The 18,978-nt window shown below is 59.8% G+C and carries 23 protein-coding genes and 1 tRNA gene; all 24 read left to right on the top strand.

Going from position 1 to position 18,978, the window contains the following annotated elements; translation table 11 throughout:
- The first annotated feature begins 79 nt into the window (after positions 1-79).
- The gene (locus KYG_RS18885; RefSeq protein ID WP_008906527.1) at positions 80-388 is read left to right on the top strand and encodes a DUF2160 domain-containing protein; all 309 of its coding nucleotides are present in this window, start codon (positions 80-82) and stop codon (positions 386-388) included.
- Between the two features lie 186 nt (positions 389-574).
- Positions 575-2,308 carry an ABC transporter substrate-binding protein gene (locus KYG_RS18880; protein WP_008906526.1) on the top strand — a complete coding sequence of 578 codons (1,734 nt, stop codon included), beginning with the start codon at positions 575-577 and terminating at the stop codon, positions 2,306-2,308.
- 185 nt (positions 2,309-2,493) lie between these two features.
- Positions 2,494-4,086, top strand: coding sequence for a glycerol-3-phosphate dehydrogenase/oxidase (locus KYG_RS18875; RefSeq protein ID WP_008906525.1), 1,593 nt, complete (start codon positions 2,494-2,496; stop codon positions 4,084-4,086).
- Between the two features lie 205 nt (positions 4,087-4,291).
- The gene (rplN, locus tag KYG_RS18870) at positions 4,292-4,660 is read left to right on the top strand and encodes a 50S ribosomal protein L14 (RefSeq protein ID WP_007861702.1); all 369 of its coding nucleotides are present in this window, start codon (positions 4,292-4,294) and stop codon (positions 4,658-4,660) included.
- A 9-nt stretch (positions 4,661-4,669) separates the two neighbouring features.
- Entirely contained in the window at positions 4,670-4,990 is a 321-nt protein-coding gene (gene rplX, locus KYG_RS18865) for a 50S ribosomal protein L24 (RefSeq protein ID WP_008906524.1), read from the top strand.
- Positions 4,991-4,999: 9 nt separating this feature from the next.
- On the top strand, positions 5,000-5,539 hold the full coding sequence (gene rplE / locus KYG_RS18860) for a 50S ribosomal protein L5 (protein WP_005793632.1): 540 nt from the start codon (positions 5,000-5,002) through the stop codon (positions 5,537-5,539).
- An 8-nt stretch (positions 5,540-5,547) separates the two neighbouring features.
- Positions 5,548-5,853 carry a 30S ribosomal protein S14 gene (rpsN, locus tag KYG_RS18855; protein WP_007861712.1) on the top strand — a complete coding sequence of 102 codons (306 nt, stop codon included), beginning with the start codon at positions 5,548-5,550 and terminating at the stop codon, positions 5,851-5,853.
- A gap of 20 nt (positions 5,854-5,873) precedes the next feature.
- On the top strand, positions 5,874-6,269 hold the full coding sequence (gene rpsH, locus KYG_RS18850) for a 30S ribosomal protein S8 (RefSeq protein WP_008906523.1): 396 nt from the start codon (positions 5,874-5,876) through the stop codon (positions 6,267-6,269).
- A gap of 25 nt (positions 6,270-6,294) precedes the next feature.
- On the top strand, positions 6,295-6,828 hold the full coding sequence (rplF, locus tag KYG_RS18845) for a 50S ribosomal protein L6 (protein ID WP_034695394.1): 534 nt from the start codon (positions 6,295-6,297) through the stop codon (positions 6,826-6,828).
- A gap of 11 nt (positions 6,829-6,839) precedes the next feature.
- Complete coding sequence (gene rplR / locus KYG_RS18840) at positions 6,840-7,205, top strand: 50S ribosomal protein L18 (RefSeq protein WP_008906521.1); 366 nt, start codon at positions 6,840-6,842, stop codon at positions 7,203-7,205.
- A gap of 17 nt (positions 7,206-7,222) precedes the next feature.
- Positions 7,223-7,741, top strand: a complete 519-nt coding sequence (gene rpsE / locus KYG_RS18835; protein WP_008906520.1) for a 30S ribosomal protein S5 — start codon at positions 7,223-7,225, stop codon at positions 7,739-7,741.
- A 14-nt stretch (positions 7,742-7,755) separates the two neighbouring features.
- Positions 7,756-7,938: a 50S ribosomal protein L30 gene (rpmD, locus tag KYG_RS18830; RefSeq protein WP_007861725.1), complete on the top strand. Its 183-nt coding sequence runs from the start codon at positions 7,756-7,758 to the stop codon at positions 7,936-7,938.
- Positions 7,939-7,948: 10 nt separating this feature from the next.
- Positions 7,949-8,380, top strand: a complete 432-nt coding sequence (rplO, locus tag KYG_RS18825; protein WP_008906519.1) for a 50S ribosomal protein L15 — start codon at positions 7,949-7,951, stop codon at positions 8,378-8,380.
- Between the two features lie 24 nt (positions 8,381-8,404).
- Positions 8,405-9,724 (top strand): preprotein translocase subunit SecY, encoded by a 1,320-nt coding sequence (secY, locus tag KYG_RS18820; protein WP_008906518.1) that lies wholly within the window; start codon positions 8,405-8,407, stop codon positions 9,722-9,724.
- Between the two features lie 145 nt (positions 9,725-9,869).
- Positions 9,870-9,983, top strand: a complete 114-nt coding sequence (gene rpmJ / locus KYG_RS18815; protein WP_005793651.1) for a 50S ribosomal protein L36 — start codon at positions 9,870-9,872, stop codon at positions 9,981-9,983.
- Positions 9,984-10,006: 23 nt separating this feature from the next.
- On the top strand, positions 10,007-10,372 hold the full coding sequence (rpsM, locus tag KYG_RS18810; protein WP_008906516.1) for a 30S ribosomal protein S13: 366 nt from the start codon (positions 10,007-10,009) through the stop codon (positions 10,370-10,372).
- Positions 10,373-10,388: 16 nt separating this feature from the next.
- Complete coding sequence (gene rpsK / locus KYG_RS18805) at positions 10,389-10,793, top strand: 30S ribosomal protein S11 (protein WP_005793662.1); 405 nt, start codon at positions 10,389-10,391, stop codon at positions 10,791-10,793.
- A gap of 90 nt (positions 10,794-10,883) precedes the next feature.
- Positions 10,884-11,507 carry a 30S ribosomal protein S4 gene (rpsD, locus tag KYG_RS18800; RefSeq protein WP_008906515.1) on the top strand — a complete coding sequence of 208 codons (624 nt, stop codon included), beginning with the start codon at positions 10,884-10,886 and terminating at the stop codon, positions 11,505-11,507.
- Between the two features lie 113 nt (positions 11,508-11,620).
- On the top strand, positions 11,621-12,613 hold the full coding sequence (gene rpoA, locus KYG_RS18795) for a DNA-directed RNA polymerase subunit alpha (RefSeq protein WP_008906514.1): 993 nt from the start codon (positions 11,621-11,623) through the stop codon (positions 12,611-12,613).
- Positions 12,614-12,700: 87 nt separating this feature from the next.
- Complete coding sequence (gene rplQ / locus KYG_RS18790; RefSeq protein ID WP_008906513.1) at positions 12,701-13,093, top strand: 50S ribosomal protein L17; 393 nt, start codon at positions 12,701-12,703, stop codon at positions 13,091-13,093.
- A 22-nt stretch (positions 13,094-13,115) separates the two neighbouring features.
- Positions 13,116-13,192 (top strand) — tRNA-Met (locus tag KYG_RS18785).
- Between the two features lie 826 nt (positions 13,193-14,018).
- Positions 14,019-15,317: an ATP-binding protein gene (locus KYG_RS18780; RefSeq protein ID WP_008906512.1), complete on the top strand. Its 1,299-nt coding sequence runs from the start codon at positions 14,019-14,021 to the stop codon at positions 15,315-15,317.
- Between the two features lie 10 nt (positions 15,318-15,327).
- Positions 15,328-17,625 carry a DEAD/DEAH box helicase gene (locus tag KYG_RS18775; RefSeq protein ID WP_008906511.1) on the top strand — a complete coding sequence of 766 codons (2,298 nt, stop codon included), beginning with the start codon at positions 15,328-15,330 and terminating at the stop codon, positions 17,623-17,625.
- Positions 17,594-18,978: TerB N-terminal domain-containing protein (locus tag KYG_RS18770; RefSeq protein WP_008906510.1), on the top strand; the 1,385-nt coding region annotated here is incomplete at its 3' end. The genes KYG_RS18775 and KYG_RS18770, both read left to right, overlap by 32 nt.

Below are 18,978 nucleotides of genomic sequence, written 5' to 3'. Positions count from 1 at the left end.
CAGCCGTGGAACGGGCTTCGCCCGGCCACCAGCTGCGTCCCCCTGGGGGGAAGCGCCGCAGGCGCTCAGGGGGGAAACGATGTTTGACTGGATGGCCTGGACGTTGCCCGTAGCGGTCTTTTTCATCTGCATCGTGCTGATGCTGGTCGGCATGACCGTGTGGGAAATCAAGTCACCCACGGTGATGCGCAAGGGCTTCCTGCCGCTGGCGACGACCCGCGGTGACCGCCTGTTCATCGGCCTGCTGTCGGCGGCCTATGTGAACCTGATTTTTGTGGGCATCAGCGGCAAGCTGGCCCAGTGGCTGAGCCTGGAAAACGATCCGTCGATCTGGATCAGTTTTGTGCTGTCGATGGCGCTGCTGGCGTTCATCCTGCGCAAGGGTTGAAGCCTTTGAACTAACAAAAAGATAGCTGGCAGCGCTTGACAGGCAAAGAGTTAGACATGAAATCTATCTGAAGCAAAGCGACAGCAAGCGCTGGCAGCTATTGTTTTTGATGATGACAAGCGTCGGCCCGATTTCCCCCGGGGCCGGTGTTCATCCACCAAGGGGGTTCCATCTGAGGAGACAGCAATGAAGATGCAGTTCACGGCGATCGCTTTCGCCGCCGCAACCCTGGCTTTGGGCCAGGCTGCCTGGGCCGGCGAGGCCGAGGCCAAGAAGTGGATCGATAGCGAGTTCCAGCCCTCCACGCTGAGCAAAGACCAGCAAATGGCCGAGATGAAGTGGTTTATCGATGCGGCGAAAAAGCTGCAGGCCAAGGGTGTGAAGGAAATCTCGGTGGTGTCGGAGACCATCACCACCCACGAATACGAATCCAAGACGCTGGCCAAGGCGTTCGAGGAAATCACCGGCATCAAGGTCAAGCACGACCTGATCCAGGAAGGCGACGTCGTCGAGAAGCTGCAGACGTCCATGCAATCGGGCAAGTCGATCTATGACGGCTGGATCTCGGACTCGGACCTGATCGGCACGCATTACCGCTACGGCAAGATGATGAACCTGACCGACTACATGGCAGGCGATGGCAAGGAGTGGACCAACCCCGGCCTGGACATCAAGGATTTCATCGGTACCAAGTTCACCACCGGGCCGGACGGCAAGCTCTACCAGTTGCCCGACCAGCAGTTCGCCAACCTGTACTGGTTCCGCGCCGACCTGTTTGACCGCAAGGACCTCAAGGACAAGTTCAAGGCCAAATACGGCTACGACCTGGGTGTGCCGCTCAACTGGAGCGCGTATGAAGACATCGCCGAGTTCTTCACCAACGATGTCAAGCAGATCGACGGCAAGCCCATCTATGGCCACATGGACTACGGCAAGAAGGATCCGTCGCTGGGCTGGCGCTTCACCGATGCCTGGCTGTCGATGGCCGGCACGGCCGACATCGGCGCGCCCAATGGGCTGCCGATCGATGAATGGGGCATCCGCGTGGCGGACGACAAGTGCACCCCCGTGGGCGCGTCAGTGGCCCGCGGTGGCGCCACCAACTCGCCAGCTGCCGTGTATGCGCTCACCAAGTACGTGGACTGGATGAAGAAGTACGCGCCCAAGGAAGCCACGGGCATGACCTTCGGCGAAGCCGGCCCCGTGCCTGCCCAGGGCCAGATCGCGCAGCAGATCTTCTGGTACACGGCCTTCACCGCCGACATGGTCAAGCCCGGCCTGCCCGTGGTGAATGCTGACGGCACGCCCAAGTGGCGCATGGCGCCTGGCCCGAACGGCCCCTACTGGAAGCAGGGCATGCAAAACGGCTACCAGGACGTGGGTTCGTGGTCGTTCTTCAAGGGCCATGACGCCAACAAGACGGCTGCCGCCTGGCTGTATGCGCAGTTCGTGACGGCCAAGACCACGTCGCTCAAGAAGACGCTGGTGGGCCTGACCCCCATCCGCGAGAGCGATATCCAGTCCAAGGCCATGACCGATGCCGCACCCAAGCTGGGCGGTCTGGTCGAGTTCTACCGCAGCCCCGCCCGCGTGGCATGGTCGCCCACGGGCACCAACGTGCCCGACTACCCCAAGCTGGCCCAGCTGTGGTGGAAGAACGTGGCCCAGGCTGTGACGGGCGAAAAGACCCCGCAAGGTGCCATGGACACGCTGGCCGACGAGATGGACCAGGTGATGGCCCGCCTGGAACGCGCTGGCATGAGCCACTGCGCGCCCAAGCTCAACAAGAAGGAAGATCCCAAGAAGTGGCTGTCGGACAAACAGGCCCCCTGGGCCAAGCTGGCCAACGAAAAGCCCAAGGGCGAAACCATTGCCTACGACAAGCTGCTGCAGGCATGGAAGGACGGCAAGGCCCGCTGATAACGCTCTGACTGTTGCGTTGTGACAGTGCTTGATGGCAGCCCGGACCCACAAGGTCTCTGGCTGCCTTTTTCGCTCCAGTTCGTGCGCGGCTCTGTCGGCCGCGGGCGGATTTCACCCCGGAAACGTCAACAATTTAAGGGTAAACCCTTAAATTTTGGTCCCGTCCATGGACAATCCCTCCCATGACCACTCCCTCTGCTCCCCTGCCCACCCGGCGCGCCGACCTTCTCGCACGGCTTGCCCAGCCCCACCAATATGACCTGGCAGTGATCGGCGGAGGGGCGAGCGGTCTGGGGGTGGCGCTGGACGCGGCTGCGCGGGGATTCAGTGTGGTTCTGGTGGATTCGCACGACTTTGCCAAGGGCACCTCGTCCCGCGCGACCAAGCTGGTGCACGGTGGTGTTCGCTACCTCGCCCAGGGCAACATCGCGCTGGTGCGCGAAGCGTTGCACGAGCGCACCACGCTGCTGAACAACGCGCCCCACCTGGCCCAGCCCCTGCCGTTTGTGATGCCGTCGTACCACTTCTGGGAGACGCCGTTTTACGGTATCGGGCTCAAGATGTACGACGCGCTGGCGGGCAAGGCCGGGCTGGGTGCTACGGAGTTCCTGGGGCGCGCGCGCACGCTGGAGTGCCTGCCAACGGCACGTGCTGAAGGCCTCAAGGGGGGCGTCAAATACTGGGATGGGCAGTTTGACGATGCCCGCCTGGCGCTGGCCCTGGCACGCACGGCCGCCAGCCTGGGGGCCCTGGTCGTCAATTACTGCCCCGCCACGGCGCTGGTGCATGAGGGCGGGAAAGTCGCCGGTTTTGTGTGTGAGGACACCGACAGCGGCCAGCAATTCACCGTGCGCGCCCGCACCGTGGTCAATGCCACAGGCGTTTGGGTAGACACCCTGCGCCAGATGGACGGCGAGGCCATCGGCCGGCCCGTCAAGCCCATCGTGGCGCCGAGTCAGGGTGTTCATATCGTGGTGGACCGCGAATTTCTGCCGTCTGACCACGCTTTGATGGTGCCCAAAACGGCGGACGGGCGTGTTCTGTTTGCCGTCCCTTGGTTGGGCAAGCTCATTCTGGGCACCACGGACAGCCCCCGCCAGGACATTGTGAGGGAGCCTCAGCCCTTCAACGAGGAAGTCAAATTCATTCTGGAAGAATCGGCGCGCTACCTCACACGTGCCCCCAGGGTGGAAGACATCCGAAGCATCTGGGTGGGCCTGCGTCCTCTGGTGAAGCCCCAGGACGACGACGGTGACAACACCAAGAGCCTCAGCCGCGAGCACACCGTGCTGGCCAGCCGCAGTGGCCTGGTCACGGTGACCGGTGGCAAATGGACCACGTACCGCGCGATGGCCGAGGATGTGTTGCAAAAATGCTTCAGCACCGGGCTTCTTCCTGAGAAACCGGCCGGTGTGACCAACCATCTGCCCTTGATAGGCACCCCGAAAGAGCCGGTAAACCACCGCATCAGCGACGCGCAGGGTCTGCATTCTTACGGAAGCGAAGCCGCCGCCGTGTTGGGCATTCACGGGGCGCAGACCGATCTGGGCGCGGGGCTGACGGTTGCCATGGTGCGGTTTGCAGCCCGCTACGAGTACGCCTGCACGGTGGAGGACGTCCTGGCGCGCCGTTCGCGTATGTTGTTCCTGGATGCCCGCAAGGCCATCGCCTTGGCGCCCGCCGTGGCGGATGTTCTGCGGGAAGAACTGGGCGCCGATCCCCGCCTCGATGCGTTTTTGACGTTGGCACAACAGTATTTGCACGTGCCTGCGTGAATGTGGCACGCGGGGCGCTTGACTTTCCAGAACACTTTGGCAATAATCGAGGGCTTCGCGTTTCCTACGTGAAGTTTCTGCCCAGCGGGAAGTGCTGCAAATGGTTTGCGGTGCGGACGACGGGCCCAAGACTGACTGGCTGATCTGCAGCCCTTGAGAAGTTCTCTGGGGCTGTTGTCTTCTGGTGCAAGTTGGGAATATTGAAATGATCCAGACAGAATCTCGGTTAGAGGTTGCCGACAATACCGGCGCCAAGTCCGTCCTTTGCATCAAGGTGCTGGGTGGCTCGAAGCGTCGCTATGCAAGCGTTGGCGACATCATCAAGGTGAGCATCAAAGAAGCCGCTCCACGTGGCCGCGTCAAAAAAGGCGAGGTTTACAGCGCAGTGGTGGTTCGCACGGCGAAGGGTATTCGCCGCGGCGACGGTTCGCTCGTCAAATTCGATGGCAACGCCGCAGTGTTGCTGAATGCAAAGTTGGAGCCCATCGGCACCCGCATCTTTGGACCCGTGACGCGCGAACTGCGTACCGAAAAGTTCATGAAGATCGTGTCCCTGGCTCCTGAAGTTCTCTAAGGACGCGCCATGAACAAGATTCGCAAGGGCGACGAAGTCATCGTGCTGACCGGCCGTGACAAGGGCAAGCGCGGCACGGTGTCGCTGCGCAAGGATGACTCCCACCTCGTCATCGACGGTATTAACCTCGTCAAGAAGCACGCCAAGCCAAACCCCATGAAGGGTACGACCGGCGGCATTATTGAAAAGGCCATGCCGATTCATCAGTCCAACGTGGCCATCTTCAATGCCGCTACCGGCAAGGCTGATCGCGTGGGCATCAAGGTGCAGGCTGACGGCACACGCGTTCGCGTGTTCAAGTCCAGCGGCGCTGAAATCAAGGCGGCCTAAGGGGTAAACATGGCACGACTCCAAGAAATCTACCGCGACAAGATCGCCCCCGAACTGACCAAGCAGTTCGGCTATACCTCGCCGATGCAGGTTCCCCGTCTGACCAAGATCACGCTGAACATGGGCGTGAGCGAGGCAGTCTCGGACAAGAAGGTGATGGACAACGCTGTGGCTGACCTGACCAAGATTGCTGGTCAAAAGCCTGTGGTGACCAAGGCCAAGAAAGCCATCGCTGGTTTCAAGATCCGCGAAGGCCAGGCCATTGGTTGCATGGTCACGTTGCGTGGCGTGCAGATGTATGAGTTCCTGGATCGTTTCGTGACCGTGGCTCTGCCCCGCGTCCGTGACTTCCGTGGTATCTCTGGTCGCGCCTTTGACGGCCGTGGCAACTACAACATCGGCGTTAAAGAGCAGATCATCTTCCCTGAAATTGAGTACGACAAGGTCGACGCCCTGCGCGGTCTCAATATCAGCATCACCACGACGGCCAAGTCGGACGAAGAAGCCAAGGCTCTCCTCGCTGGTTTCCGTTTCCCGTTCAAGAACTGAGGCGAAGCATGGCTAAAGTAGCTTTGATCCAGCGCGAACTGAAGCGCGAAAAACTGGCAGCCAAGTACGCAACCAAGTATGCGGAACTGAAGGCAATCGCTGGCGATGCCAAGCGTAGCGACGAAGAGCGTGACGCAGCCCGTCTGGGTCTGCAAAAGCTCCCCCGCAACGCCAACCCCACGCGTCAGCGCAACCGTTGCGAAATCACCGGTCGTCCTCGCGGCACCTTCCGTCAATTCGGTCTGGCTCGCGCCAAGATCCGCGAACTGGCTTTTGCAGGCGACATCCCCGGTGTCACCAAGGCCAGCTGGTAAGCAGGCAGGAGAGATACAACATGAGCATGAGTGATCCCATCGCTGACTTGCTGACCCGCATCCGTAACGCACAGATGGTCGCCAAGGCCACGGTTCTGGTGCCTTCTTCCAAAGTGAAGATCGCCATCGCCCAAGTGCTGAAGGACGAAGGTTACATCGACGGCTTCCAGGTGAAAACCGAAGCCGGCAAGTCGGAACTCGAAATTGCCCTGAAGTACTACGCAGGTCGTCCCGTGATTGAGCGCATCGAGCGTGTCAGCCGCCCCGGACTGCGTGTTTACAAAGGCCGTGATTCCATTCCACAAGTCATGAACGGTCTGGGTGTGGCAATTGTCACGACGCCCAAGGGCGTGATGACTGATCGCAAGGCGCGCGCTACCGGTGTCGGTGGCGAAGTGCTCTGCTACGTGGCCTAACCCGCGGCATTGAGGAGAAACTGAAATGTCCCGAGTAGGAAAAATGCCCGTGACCATCCCCGCAGGCGTGGATGTGTCCGTGAAAAGTGACCAGATCTCTGTCAAGGGCTCTGGTGGCACGCTGTCGCTGTCGCAGAACGCGCTGGTGAAGGTGTCCAGCAACGACGGCAAGCTCAGCTTTGAGCCTGCCAATGATTCCCGCGAAGCCAATGCCATGAGCGGCACGATTCGCCAGTTGGTCAACAACATGGTGGTCGGCGTCAGCAAGGGCTTTGAAAAGAAGCTGAGCCTGGTCGGCGTGGGTTACAAGGCTGCTGCAGCCGGTTCCAAGCTGAACCTGGCTGTCGGTTACTCGCACCCGGTCAACATCGATATGCCCGCTGGCATTACGGTGGCTACCCCTACCCCCACAGAAGTGGTGATCAAGGGTGCCGATCGTCAACGTGTCGGTCAGATCGCTGCTGAGATCCGTGCTGTTCGTCCTCCCGAGCCTTACAAGGGCAAGGGCATCCGTTATTCGGACGAAAAGATCACGATCAAAGAGACCAAGAAGAAATAAGGAGCTGCAACATGTTGACCAAGAAAGAGCAGCGTCTTCGTCGTTCGCGTCAGACCCGCATCCGCATTGCACAGCAAGGCGTGGCCCGTCTCACCGTGAATCGTACGAACCTCCATATCTACGCCAGTGTGATTTCCGGCGACGGCAGCAAGGTGCTGGCAAGCGCATCGACAGCAGAAGCCGACGTGCGCAAGACGCTTGGCGGTTCGGGCAAGGGTGGCAATGCCGCAGCAGCCCAGATCATCGGCAAGCGGATCGCTGAAAAGGCCAAGGCAGCTGGTGTCGAGAAGGTTGCATTCGATCGCGCAGGCTTCGCCTACCACGGTCGCGTCAAGGCCCTGGCCGACGCAGCCCGTGAAGCTGGCCTGCAGTTCTAAGCGGAGCGGAATACAAAATGGCTAAATTTCAACCCAAAGTGCAGAACGAAGGTCAAGACGACGGCCTGCGCGAAAAAATGATCGCGGTCAACCGCGTGACCAAAGTCGTGAAGGGTGGCCGTATTCTCGGTTTTGCCGCACTGACGGTGGTTGGTGACGGTGACGGCCGCGTAGGCATGGGCAAGGGCAAGTCGAAAGAAGTGCCAGCTGCCGTGCAAAAGGCTATGGAAGAAGCCCGTCGCAACATGGTGAAGGTTTCGTTGAAGAACGGCACCATCCACCACAACGTGACGGGTCACCACGGTGCAGCTGTCGTGATGATGGCGCCGGCTCCAAAGGGTACCGGCATCATTGCTGGCGGCCCCATGCGCGCAGTTTTTGAAGTGTTGGGTGTGACGGACATCGTGGCCAAGAGCCATGGCTCGTCCAACCCCTACAACATGGTGCGTGCCACGTTTGACGCGCTTGTCAATTCGACCACACCGTCGAATGTGGCAGCCAAGCGCGGCAAGACAGTCGAAGACATCTTCGCCTGAACCGGAGCTTGAGAATGACAACGCAACAAACCGTCAAGATTCAACTGGTGCGCAGCCCGATTGGCACCAAAGAATCGCACCGCGCCACCGTCCGTGGCCTGGGTCTGCGCAAGCTCAACAGTGTGAGCGAACTGCAGGACTCGCCCGAAGTGCGCGGCATGATTAACAAGATCAGCTATCTGGTCAAAGTCCTCTGAGAGATAGATCATGGAACTCAATAGCATCAAGCCCGCAGACGGTGCCAAGCATGCCAAGCGCCGTGTAGGCCGTGGTATCGGCTCTGGTCTGGGCAAGACCGCTGGCCGTGGTCACAAGGGTCAGAAGTCGCGTTCGGGTGGTTACCACAAGGTTGGTTTTGAAGGCGGTCAAATGCCTTTGCAACGCCGTTTGCCCAAGCGCGGTTTCAAGTCGCATCTGCTGAAATTCAATGCAGAAGTGACGCTGACCGCCCTGGACCAACTGGGCCTGGCTGAAGTGGATGTTCTTGCACTCAAGCAAGCTGGCCTGGTGGGTGAGCTGGCCAAGGTGGTCAAGGTCATCAAGAGCGGCTCGCTGACCAAGGCTGTCAAGCTCAATGGCGTGGGCGCTACGGCTGGTGCCAAGGCAGCGATTGAAGCTGCTGGCGGCAGCGTCGCCTGAGTGTGGCTCTGAAGGAAGACATCTGTGGCTACTAGCGCGGCTCAAATTGCAAAGACCGGGAAGTTCGGCGACCTCCGTCGTCGTTTGGTTTTTCTGTTGCTTGCGCTGGTCGTATACCGTATCGGGGCTCATATCCCCGTGCCTGGCATCGATCCAGCCCAACTTCAGCAGCTCTTCAGTGGCCAGCAAGGCGGCATCCTGAACCTGTTCAACATGTTCTCTGGTGGTGCGCTTTCGCGCTTCACGGTTTTCGCTCTGGGGATCATGCCGTACATCTCGGCGTCGATCATCATGCAGTTGATGACCTATGTCGTCCCCACGTTTGAGCAGTTGAAGAAGGAAGGCGAAGCCGGGCGCAGGAAGATCACGCAGTACACTCGTTATGGCACGTTGGGTTTGGCGCTGTTCCAGTCGCTGGGAATCGCCGTGGCGCTGGAAAGCTCCGCTGGTTTGGTGTTGAGCCCAGGTTTCGGGTTCCGCATGACAGCGGTGGTCAGCTTGACGGCTGGCACGATGTTCCTGATGTGGCTGGGCGAGCAAATTACCGAGCGCGGCCTTGGGAATGGTATCTCGATCCTGATTTTCGCTGGTATCGCAGCGGGGTTGCCCAGCTCCATTGGCGGTCTGCTTGAACTGGTGCGTACGGGTGCGATGAGCATCTTGGCTGCGATCTTCATCGTGTTGGTGGTTGCTGCGGTGACCTACTTCGTGGTGTTTGTGGAACGCGGTCAGCGCAAGATTCTCGTGAACTATGCGCGTCGGCAAGTAGGGAACAAGGTCTACGGTGGTCAGTCGTCGCACTTGCCGTTGAAGCTGAACATGGCTGGGGTGATTCCGCCGATCTTCGCCTCGTCCATCATCCTGTTGCCTGCAACAGTCGTGAACTGGTTTAGTGCAGGCGAATCGATGCGTTGGTTGAAGGACATCTCGGGCGCACTGACACCTGGTCAGCCCATCTACGTGATGTTCTATGCTGCCGCGATCATTTTCTTCTGTTTCTTTTACACAGCGTTGGTCTTCAATAGCCGTGAAACTGCAGACAATCTGAAGAAGAGTGGTGCGTTCATCCCTGGCATTCGCCCGGGTGACCAGACGGCCCGTTATATCGACAAGATACTTGTTCGGTTAACACTGGCAGGTGCGGTGTATATCACTTTCGTGTGTCTGCTGCCGGAGTTCCTTATCTTGAAGTACAACGTCCCGTTCTACTTCGGTGGAACGTCTCTGCTGATCATCGTCGTGGTGACGATGGACTTCATGGCCCAGGTTCAGAACTACATGATGTCGCAACAGTACGAATCGCTGCTCAAGAAGGCCAATTTCAAGGGCAATGCCGGCGGGTGATGATGAGGGAGGCGGTATTCGCGATGGCGATGCTGCCGACAAGAATTGGTTTTTGGTTGAGTTGGCGCCCCACGATGTCTCGCGGGCACAAATGTGTGTTCCGTGCGAGCAGCCGGGACGGATGGAAAAGTTTTAGGAGAATGCAATGAGAGTTTCGGCTTCGGTCAAAAAAATCTGCCGCAACTGCAAGATCATCCGCCGCAAGGGTGTGGTGCGCGTGATCTGCACGGATCTGCGTCACAAGCAGCGCCAAGGTTGATTGGAAAGTATTAGAGGACGCATATGGCACGTATCGCTGGCATTAACATTCCGCCGCACAAGCACGCGGAAATCGGTTTGACCGCCATTTTTGGCATTGGTCGCACCCGCGCTCGCAAGATCTGCGAAGCAACTGGTATCGCTTACTCCAAGAAGATCAAGGATCTGACGGACGGCGATCTGGAAAAAATTCGCGAGCAAATCGAGCAGTTCACCATTGAAGGTGACCTGCGCCGCGAAACCACGATGAACATCAAGCGTTTGATGGACATCGGCTGCTATCGTGGCTTCCGCCATCGCCGCGGTCTGCCAATGCGTGGTCAGCGCACCCGTACCAATGCCCGTACTCGCAAGGGTCCGCGCAAGGGTGCAGCTGCACTGAAGAAATAAAGATTGAAAGATCATCATGGCTAAGTCTCCTGCCAATAACGCAGCTCAGCGCGTCCGCAAGAAGGTCCGGAAGAATGTTTCGGACGGCATTGCACACGTGCACGCCTCGTTCAACAACACCATCATCACGATCACCGACCGTCAGGGCAACGCTCTGTCGTGGGCTTCGTCCGGTGGCCAAGGTTTCAAGGGTTCGCGCAAGTCCACCCCATTCGCAGCCCAGGTGGCTTCGGAAGTGGCCGGTCGCGCTGCTATCGATCAAGGTATCAAGAACCTTGACGTTGAAATCAAGGGCCCAGGTCCTGGTCGTGAGTCTTCGGTGCGCGCATTGGGTGCACTGGGCATCCGTATCACATCGATCTCCGATGTGACCCCGGTGCCACACAACGGCTGCCGCCCTCAAAAGCGCCGTCGTATCTAATCTCTCTAAGCCCACCGCCGCCTGTGAACGCGCAAGCGCCTCAGGCGGCTCCCGCAATTGTTTGCGGTAGATGACACAAAGGAAGCTCAAGTGGCACGTTACCTCGGCCCCAAGGCCAAACTCTCCCGCCGTGAAGGCACTGACCTGTTCCTGAAGAGCGCCCGCCGCTCGATCGCTGACAAGTCCAAGTTCGACTCCAAGCCTGGTCAGCACGGCCGTACCTCGGGTGCCCGCACCTCTGACTACGGTCTGCAACTGCGTGAAAAGCAGAAGGTCAAGCGCATGTACGGCGTGCTGGAAAAGCAGTTCCGCCGTTACTTCGAAGCCGCCGAAGGCAAGAAGGGCAACACTGGTGCCAATCTGCTGTTCCTGTTGGAATCCCGTCTCGACAACGTCGTGTACCGCATGGGTTTCGGTTCCACTCGCGCTGAAGCGCGCCAGCTGGTGTCGCACAAGGCTATCACCGTGAACGGCAAGTCCGTGAACATCGCTTCGTACCTCGTGAAGACGGGTGATGTGGTGGCCGTGCGTGAAAAGTCCAAGAAGCAAAATCGCGTGGTGGAAGCCCTGCAACTGGCAGCCCAAGTGGGCATGCCCGCATGGGTGGAAGTGAATGCCGAGAAGGCAGAAGGCATCTTCAAGAAGGTGCCGGACCGTGACGAGTTTGGCGCCGACATCAACGAATCGCTGATCGTTGAGTTGTACTCGCGTTAATCCGTCGAGTAAGTAATTCAAGAAAACCGTCCCTGAACCGCGAGGCATCGCGGTTTAGGCGCTTCACCAGCCTTACCGGTGTAACGAGCTGGGGGTATTGAGAGGAAGTCTGAATGCAAACCAATTTGCTGAAACCCAAGGCGATCAATGTCGAGCAGCTTGGCCACAACCGCGCCAAGGTGGCACTGGAGCCGTTCGAGCGTGGGTACGGCCACACGCTGGGCAACGCCATTCGGCGCGTCCTGCTCTCGTCCATGGTGGGTTACGCAGCGACGGAAGTCACGATTGCAGGGGTGCTGCACGAGTACTCGTCCATCGACGGTGTTCAAGAAGATGTGGTCAACATCCTCCTGAACCTCAAGGGGGTGGTGTTCAAGCTCCACAACCGTGACGAAGTGACGTTGAGCCTGCGCAAGGATGGTGAAGGTGTTGTCACTGCGCGTGACATCCAGACCCCTCACGACGTGGAAATCGTCAACCCTGATCATGTGATCGCCAACCTGTCGGCAGGCGGCAAGCTGGACATGCAGATCAAGGTGGAAAAGGGCCGTGGTTACGTGCCTGGCAGCCTGCGCCGTTATGCTGACGAATCGACCAAGTCGATCGGCCGCATCGTGCTGGATGCTTCGTTCTCGCCCGTTAAGCGCGTGAGCTACACCGTGGAAAGCGCTCGCGTCGAGCAGCGTACCGACCTGGACAAGCTGGTGGTCGAGATCGAAACCAATGGTGCCATCACTGCCGAAGACGCAGTGCGTGCATCGGCCAAGATCCTGGTGGAACAGCTGGCGGTATTCGCACAGCTCGAAGGCGGCGAACTGGCTGCGTTCGACGCACCTGCAGGGCCACGTGGCAATGCGACGTTCGATCCGATCCTGCTGCGTCCCGTGGACGAGTTGGAGCTGACCGTGCGTTCCGCCAACTGCCTGAAGGCCGAGAACATCTACTACATCGGTGACCTGATCCAGCGCACCGAGAACGAGCTGCTCAAGACGCCTAACCTGGGCCGTAAGTCACTCAACGAGATCAAGGAAGTGCTCGCATCGCGTGGCCTCACGCTGGGCATGAAACTGGAAAACTGGCCACCAGCTGGTTTGGACAAGCGTTAAGTTATAATTTTTGGTTCCCCGCGGGGAACAGTGCCTCGGGCAGTACCTGATACGGCTGCCTGATTTAATTACTCAAAGGAAAGCACCATGCGCCACGGACACGGCCTCCGCAAACTCAACCGTACCAGCTCGCACCGCCTCGCGATGCTGCAGAACATGATGAATTCGCTCATCGAGCACGAAGTCATCAAGACCACCGTTCCCAAGGCCAAGGAACTGCGCCGTGTGATCGAGCCCATGATCACCCTGGCCAAGGAAGACTCTGTTGCTAACCGCCGCCTCGCATTCAACCGCCTGCGCGACCGTGACAGCGTAACCAAGCTGTTCAACGACCTGGGTCCTCGTTTCAAGGTGCGTCCCGGTGGCTACACCCGTATTCTGAAGATGGGCTTCCGTGTGGGCGACAACGCCCCCATGGCGCTGGTTGAATTGGTCGACCGTGCTGCTGAGACCGAAAATAATTCGGCAGCAGCTGAATAATAGGGTATAATTTATCTCTTGCCGCGCGATGGAGCAGTCTGGTAGCTCGTTGGGCTCATAACCCAAAGGTCGGAGGTTCAAATCCTTCTCGCGCAACCAATAAAATCAAGCACTTAGCTTGTCTTCAAGGCCCACTTCGGTGGGCCTTTTTGTTTTGGCCCAAATTTGGCCCATACGTGGCCCGCTCTTGGCCCATGTATTTTTACGGATTTCGTTTCAGACCATTGGGTATTGGCCTCCATGGATTACCCATCGTCGCCGACCCCGGTCAGCAGTTGACGTCATTGGAGGCGATGAGACAAAGACATCCCCACCTCCAACATGTCCTCTCAGCGAGTTGTGTACGCTGGCGACCTGCGCTCCTGCCGCATCGCTCAACTGGCACGCTCTCCCTGCTCCTGCACTTCGGCGCTAGCCAGCTTCACCGTGTCACGTCCGTACCGCTAGTTGACTTCATCGAGCACCCGATCAACCGCTCACGGTGCGTTTCCTGTTGCTCCTGGGGTACCAGATCAAGATTTCATTGTTTGAGGCGTGCACTGTTGAGTGCTTGCCAGGCTTGGGGCTTGAAGGATATTGACTGCGAGCGGTTTCTGCGAGAAACGGTTGTTAACCTGAATGGCGCTGCTTCCGCTTCAGGCTGAACTGAGTCATACGCGGCCATCAGCTTGACGGACGGCGATCTCAAACTGCGGTCATTGACCCCCGCTTGCGTCGACCGACTGCTTCACCTTGGCGCCTACCTCCGACGGTCGCCCAGGATCGTCGGGCAGAATTACAAGATCTTGCAGCCTTCCTCGACTTGATGCTCGATGGCACGCTGGAACGTGCGACGGACAAATCGTTCGACGTGCACGACGCGTGCCTTGACCGAAGTGGATTTTCCTATCATGGTGAACAAAGAACTACATTGGAAACTCCTCGGATGAAAGCTGTGATTCGCCCCAAGGACCGCGACGCGGTCATCCAATCCCTCCGTGCTGGCGTTGTGCCTCGTGCAGGCCAGCGTCTGATTCAGGTCGGCCGCACCCGCGAAATAGAGACGATGCTCGGCGACATCGAGCGGGTTGCCGACGGCGGCTCTACCTTCCGCTTGGTCATCGGCGAGTACGGTTCGGGCAAAACCTTCTTTCTAAACCTGGTGCGCTCTATCGCGCTGGAAAAGAAGCTTGTGGTAGCGACGGCCGACCTGAACCCGGACCGCCGGCTGCATGCCAGCGGCGGCCAAGCGCGCTCACTCTATGCTGAGTTGATGCGCAACATCGCCACCCGCGCCAAGCCGGACGGCGGCGCGCTATCGGGCATCGTCGAGAAGTTCGTCTCCACAGCGATGAGCGAGGCCAACGCCGCCGGCGTCGACAATGAAACCATCATCCAGCAGAAGCTGGAGCACCTGAAGGAGTTGGTCAACGGCTACGACTTCGCTGAGGTGATTGCCGCCTACTGCCGCGGCCACGAGCAAGGCAACGACAAGCTTAAGAGCGATGCGGTGCGATGGCTGCGCGGTGAGTTTGCAACCAAGACTGACGCACGCGCTGCGCTGGGCGTGCGCACCATCGTCGACGATGCCAATATGTACGACCAGCTGAAGCTGATGGCCCGCTTCGTGCGCTTGGCTGGCTTCGGCGGTCTCATCATCTGCCTAGACGAGATGGTCAACCTGTACAAACTGGCTAATTCACAGGCGCGCACTTCGAACTTCGAACAGATTCTGCGCATCTTGAATGACTCCCTGCAGGGCAATGCCATAGGTCTTGGGTTCATCATGGGCGGTACCCCTGAGTTCCTGCTAGACGCCCGGCGCGGTCTCTACAGTTACCCTGCCCTGCAGGGACGGTTGTCGCAGAACTCATTCGCCACCGGCGGGCTGGTCGACTTCAGCGGACCAGTAGTGCACCTGGCCGTCCTGACGCCCGAGGAATTCTTTGTCCTGCTGCAGAATATTCGCGACGTGTACGCGTTCGGTGACTCGGCCAAACACCTGTTGCCGGACCAAGGCCTCGTCAGCTTCATGGAGCACTGTGCCAACAAGCTGGGGAACACCTACTTTCGCACACCGCGCACGACCATCACGTCGTTCGTGAACCTGCTGGCGGTCCTCGAGCAGAACAAGGACGCCAAGTGGGAGCAGCTACTGGGCGGACTGGAGATGACGGCGGACATGGGCGCCGCCGCCGACCTGAAGGTGGAAGACGGCGACGAATTAGCCTCCTTCAAGCTCTGAACAGCCATCGATGGCCAGCGACAGTTCGTCTTTCTTTCTGCTGGATGAGCGCATCCAGCGCTACATCTGGTCAGAAGGGTGGGAGGAACTGCGCGACGTCCAGGAGCAGGCCATCCCGGTTGTGGTCAAGGCCGACCGCGACGTCGTCATCTCGGCCGCCACGGCTGCTGGCAAGACTGAGGCGGCCTTCCTGCCTGCACTGACGCACCTGTTGGCCGCCGGTGGCAAAGGGCTTATCGTCTACATCAGCCCCCTGAAGGCGCTCATCAACGACCAGTTCGGCCGCCTGGAGCGCCTTTGCGAGCACCTAGACATCTCCGTGTGGCCCTGGCACGGCGACATCTCCGCCAGCAAGAAAAGCAAGTTCATGGCCAAGCGGGAGGGTGTGCTGCTCATTACGCCGGAGGCGCTGGAGGCCACCTTATGCAACCGCGGCACCTCGGTGGGCGGCATCTTCCAGAGCCTGACCTTCTTCGTGGTTGACGAGCTGCACGCGTTCATTGGCTCGGAGCGCGGCAAGCAACTGCAGGCTCTCATGCACCGCGTCGAGACGGTGCTCGGCAGACGCGTGCCGCGCATCGGGCTGTCCGCCACCCTAGGCGACATGTCGCTCGCCGGAAGCTTTCTCAGGCCGGGTTCGACCCCTGCGCAGGTGAACTCCCGCTCCGAAGGGGCTGAGTTCAAGGTAATGGTCAAAGGCTACGAGGAGCCCATCACGGTTCGCAACAGCCGCCCTGCTCCGAAGACTGCCGCCTCGCAAGCAGAGGCAGACGATACTGACGATGATGAGCCGGAGACTCCCGCGTACATCGCCTCTCACCTTTTCCAGACGCTACGAGGGTCCAACAACCTCGTGTTCCCGAATTCGCGGCGCCAGGTGGAGCAGTTTACGCATCTGCTCAACAAGCTGTGCGAGACGCATCGGGTGCCCAACGAGTTCTGGCCTCACCACGGCAGCCTGTCAAAAGAAATCCGAGCGGAGACCGAAGCGGCCCTCAAGCAGAAGGAGGCCCCTGCCACCGCCATTTGCACGAGCACGCTGGAGTTGGGCATCGATATCGGCGCTGTGAAGAGCGTCGCCCAGATAGGCCCGCCTCCGTCCGTGGCTAGCCTGCGCCAGCGTTTGGGCCGCTCAGGGCGGCGCGCCGGCGAGCCTGCCATCCTTCGGGCCTACAGCACCGAAGACGAGATCGGACCTACCGCTTCGCTGCGTAACGTGCTGCGGCTGGACACCATTCAGATGGTGGCAATGGTCACACTGCTGTTGGAGAACTGGTTCGAGCCGCCGCGCGTCCAGGGCGTACACCTCTCGACGCTGGTGCAGCAGCTGTTGTCGTCAATTGCCCAGAGCGGAGGCGCCTCCGCTGGGGCGCTCTTCAATCTGCTGTGCGCACCGGGTGCCCCATTCGCCGGGGTCACGTCGGCTGAATTCGCCGTACTGCTGCGGCACTTGGGCGAGAAGGACGTCATCATGCAGGAGTCCTCGGGTGTCCTGCTGCCAGGGGTCAAAGGCGAGAAATTAATCGGCCACTTCAGCTTCTATTCGGCCTTTGCGACCAAGGAGGAATACCGAGTGCTGGCCGGCGGCAAGACACTCGGGACACTTCCGATCGAGCAGATGCTCCTGGTGGACCAACGTATCCTCTTTGCAGGAAAAACTTGGCGGGTGGACGCGGTAGACGAAAAACAGCGCGCCATCCACGTGAGCCGCACCCGGGGCGGCGTCCCGCCTGCGTTCTCAGGTGGCACCGGTAGTACCCACACCAAGGTGCGCCAGCGGATGCGGGAACTGCTCGCGTCCGACAAGGTGCCGGTGTTCCTTGATGACGGCGCCAAGCGGTTGCTGGCCCAGGGCCGCGACGCCTACAAGCGCCTGAACCTGGAAAGCGAGTTCGCCATTGACCAAGGCCGTGAGCTGGTGCTAATGACTTGGCTGGGCGACTCCGGCAACGTTGCACTGGCGGCGCGGTTTGGCGCATTAGGGTTCTCCGCCACAGCCGGCGGCCCGGGCGTAGAGGTACAAAAGGAAGGGACCTCCAACGACGAAATCATGCGCGCGCTGGCCGCCATCGCTTCAACGGACGCACCGCCGCTGGAGCTGCTGCTGGGGAAAGCCAAGAACCTGATGAAGGAACGCTGGGACTGGGCGCTGCCGGACAACCTGCTACGCAAAGCCTATGCGAGCCTGAACCTGAACCTTGACGAAGCGCGCACTTGGGCTCAGAAAATGACTGTCGAGAACGAGAACACTCCACTGAACGCGAATGAGGGACCAGATGGGACGCAAGAAGAAGGCAGCAGCAGTTAAGAGCCTGCTCTTTGCGGTCGTCGTCGCCATCGGCGGCGTCATCTGGTTCGTCAGTGAAGTTCCCGCGGAAGTCTGGTACCTCGTCGCATTCGCCGCCGTAGCCTACTTCGGCCACAGCATCTATCGCAGCGTCAAAGGTGTTGCAGTTGTCGGCCTGCCGGTGCCAGTACATCCCAGCTCCTCGGCCGCTCCAGTCTCTCCGTGGCCTTCGGACAATGCAACCTGGGTTCCCGAGGGACATCCCATCGCCATCGACGGCCTGACCATCCCGGGCGGCATGGTTTACGTCGGGACCACCCTGAATGCACCGAACGGCGGCATCGACCCGGCTCTCATCAACCCGAAGCTGCCAATTGCGAAGACGGGTGACTTCCAGTTTCGGCTGGTCGACCACTGGCCCAGCTACTCCACGGCAACACCGGTCGCGCGTCGTGCGTACCTGCAGTGGCTCGCCAGCGGCCGCTGCGACCCGCTTGCAGACAACGGCTACGTGTACCTGTTCTTCTACGGCCTGGAGCGCCGGGCCATCGTCGACGCCCAGCGCCACGCGGTTGCCAAGGCGGACTGGCCTGCGATTGGTAATGAGCTGCGTCGGCTGTTGGTCATCTACGGAGACGACCGCTCCTTCAAAAGCCACGCCTATGGACTACTGAAATGGGTTGACCGGAGCATCTATGCCCAGCAATGCGGCGATAAGCTGTATGAGCAACCTGCGCCACCCATGACGCGCGAGCCCGAGTTGCCCTTCCATCTGCGCCTGGCGCTCGGGCAGGCCTCCCGGGACCAAGCGCCCCTGCCTGCGGAGTTCGCGCTGGAATGGGTGAGGCTGGCGCCGCAGATTGCGGTGAGCAAACCGATGAAGCGTGTCCCGAAGATGTTCGCAAGGCTGTTCATGCAGAAATACGTCGAGCGCTTTGGCGCCGGCATGGTGCTTCCACACAGCAATGCGGTCCTGAAGCTCACCTACCGAGCAGCTTCACCCGGCATGCTCGGGGAAGATATCCACCTCGGCTTTGGTGGTGCACCTGACAGCGGGGGCCTTATCGAGCCGCTCGCGGAACTGCAAGCCATCGTAGACGAGGTTTCGAACGAGCTGGAATCCTACCTCCGCTCCAGAGAAGAAAGTCTGCGCTCCTCAAGCGAGCAGGAGGCAGTCCAGAAGCTGACCCGAGACTCGTCGTCCTACGAAACGCACGCACCTCACAGCGCATCACCGACCGTGCCGGCGGTGCTCCCCGAGACACCATTCGAGAGTCCGTTGTTGGTGGGCAAGCTGCCGGTTGTTGCAGCGACGCCTGAACCCGCACCCGATCCCGCGCAGGCGGCACCTCCCCAGCCGGTGCCGGAGCTTGG

The organism is Acidovorax sp. NO-1 (assembly GCF_000238595.1).
Classification (GTDB): Bacteria; Pseudomonadota; Gammaproteobacteria; order Burkholderiales; family Burkholderiaceae_C; genus Acidovorax.
This window is presented reverse-complemented; position numbering and strand designations above follow the sequence as displayed.

Excerpts from the sequence above, each read along its gene's own strand:
- rplQ (WP_008906513.1), top strand. The coding sequence starts at position 12,701 with ATGCGCCACGGACACGGCCTCCGCAAACTCAACCGTACCAGCTCGCAC.
- rpsK (WP_005793662.1), top strand. The coding sequence starts at position 10,389 with ATGGCTAAGTCTCCTGCCAATAACGCAGCTCAGCGCGTCCGCAAGAAG.
- KYG_RS18885 (WP_008906527.1), top strand. The coding sequence starts at position 80 with ATGTTTGACTGGATGGCCTGGACGTTGCCCGTAGCGGTCTTTTTCATC.
- rplO (WP_008906519.1), top strand. The coding sequence starts at position 7,949 with ATGGAACTCAATAGCATCAAGCCCGCAGACGGTGCCAAGCATGCCAAG.
- rpsE (WP_008906520.1), top strand. The coding sequence starts at position 7,223 with ATGGCTAAATTTCAACCCAAAGTGCAGAACGAAGGTCAAGACGACGGC.
- rplN (WP_007861702.1), top strand. The coding sequence starts at position 4,292 with ATGATCCAGACAGAATCTCGGTTAGAGGTTGCCGACAATACCGGCGCC.
- rplX (WP_008906524.1), top strand. The coding sequence starts at position 4,670 with ATGAACAAGATTCGCAAGGGCGACGAAGTCATCGTGCTGACCGGCCGT.
- KYG_RS18775 (WP_008906511.1), top strand. The coding sequence starts at position 15,328 with ATGGCCAGCGACAGTTCGTCTTTCTTTCTGCTGGATGAGCGCATCCAG.
- rplR (WP_008906521.1), top strand. The coding sequence starts at position 6,840 with ATGTTGACCAAGAAAGAGCAGCGTCTTCGTCGTTCGCGTCAGACCCGC.
- KYG_RS18780 (WP_008906512.1), top strand. The coding sequence starts at position 14,019 with ATGAAAGCTGTGATTCGCCCCAAGGACCGCGACGCGGTCATCCAATCC.
- rpsH (WP_008906523.1), top strand. The coding sequence starts at position 5,874 with ATGAGCATGAGTGATCCCATCGCTGACTTGCTGACCCGCATCCGTAAC.
- KYG_RS18880 (WP_008906526.1), top strand. The coding sequence starts at position 575 with ATGAAGATGCAGTTCACGGCGATCGCTTTCGCCGCCGCAACCCTGGCT.
- rplF (WP_034695394.1), top strand. The coding sequence starts at position 6,295 with ATGTCCCGAGTAGGAAAAATGCCCGTGACCATCCCCGCAGGCGTGGAT.
- rplE (WP_005793632.1), top strand. The coding sequence starts at position 5,000 with ATGGCACGACTCCAAGAAATCTACCGCGACAAGATCGCCCCCGAACTG.
- rpsM (WP_008906516.1), top strand. The coding sequence starts at position 10,007 with ATGGCACGTATCGCTGGCATTAACATTCCGCCGCACAAGCACGCGGAA.
- rpoA (WP_008906514.1), top strand. The coding sequence starts at position 11,621 with ATGCAAACCAATTTGCTGAAACCCAAGGCGATCAATGTCGAGCAGCTT.
- rpsN (WP_007861712.1), top strand. The coding sequence starts at position 5,548 with ATGGCTAAAGTAGCTTTGATCCAGCGCGAACTGAAGCGCGAAAAACTG.
- KYG_RS18875 (WP_008906525.1), top strand. The coding sequence starts at position 2,494 with ATGACCACTCCCTCTGCTCCCCTGCCCACCCGGCGCGCCGACCTTCTC.
- rpmD (WP_007861725.1), top strand. The coding sequence starts at position 7,756 with ATGACAACGCAACAAACCGTCAAGATTCAACTGGTGCGCAGCCCGATT.
- rpmJ (WP_005793651.1), top strand. The coding sequence starts at position 9,870 with ATGAGAGTTTCGGCTTCGGTCAAAAAAATCTGCCGCAACTGCAAGATC.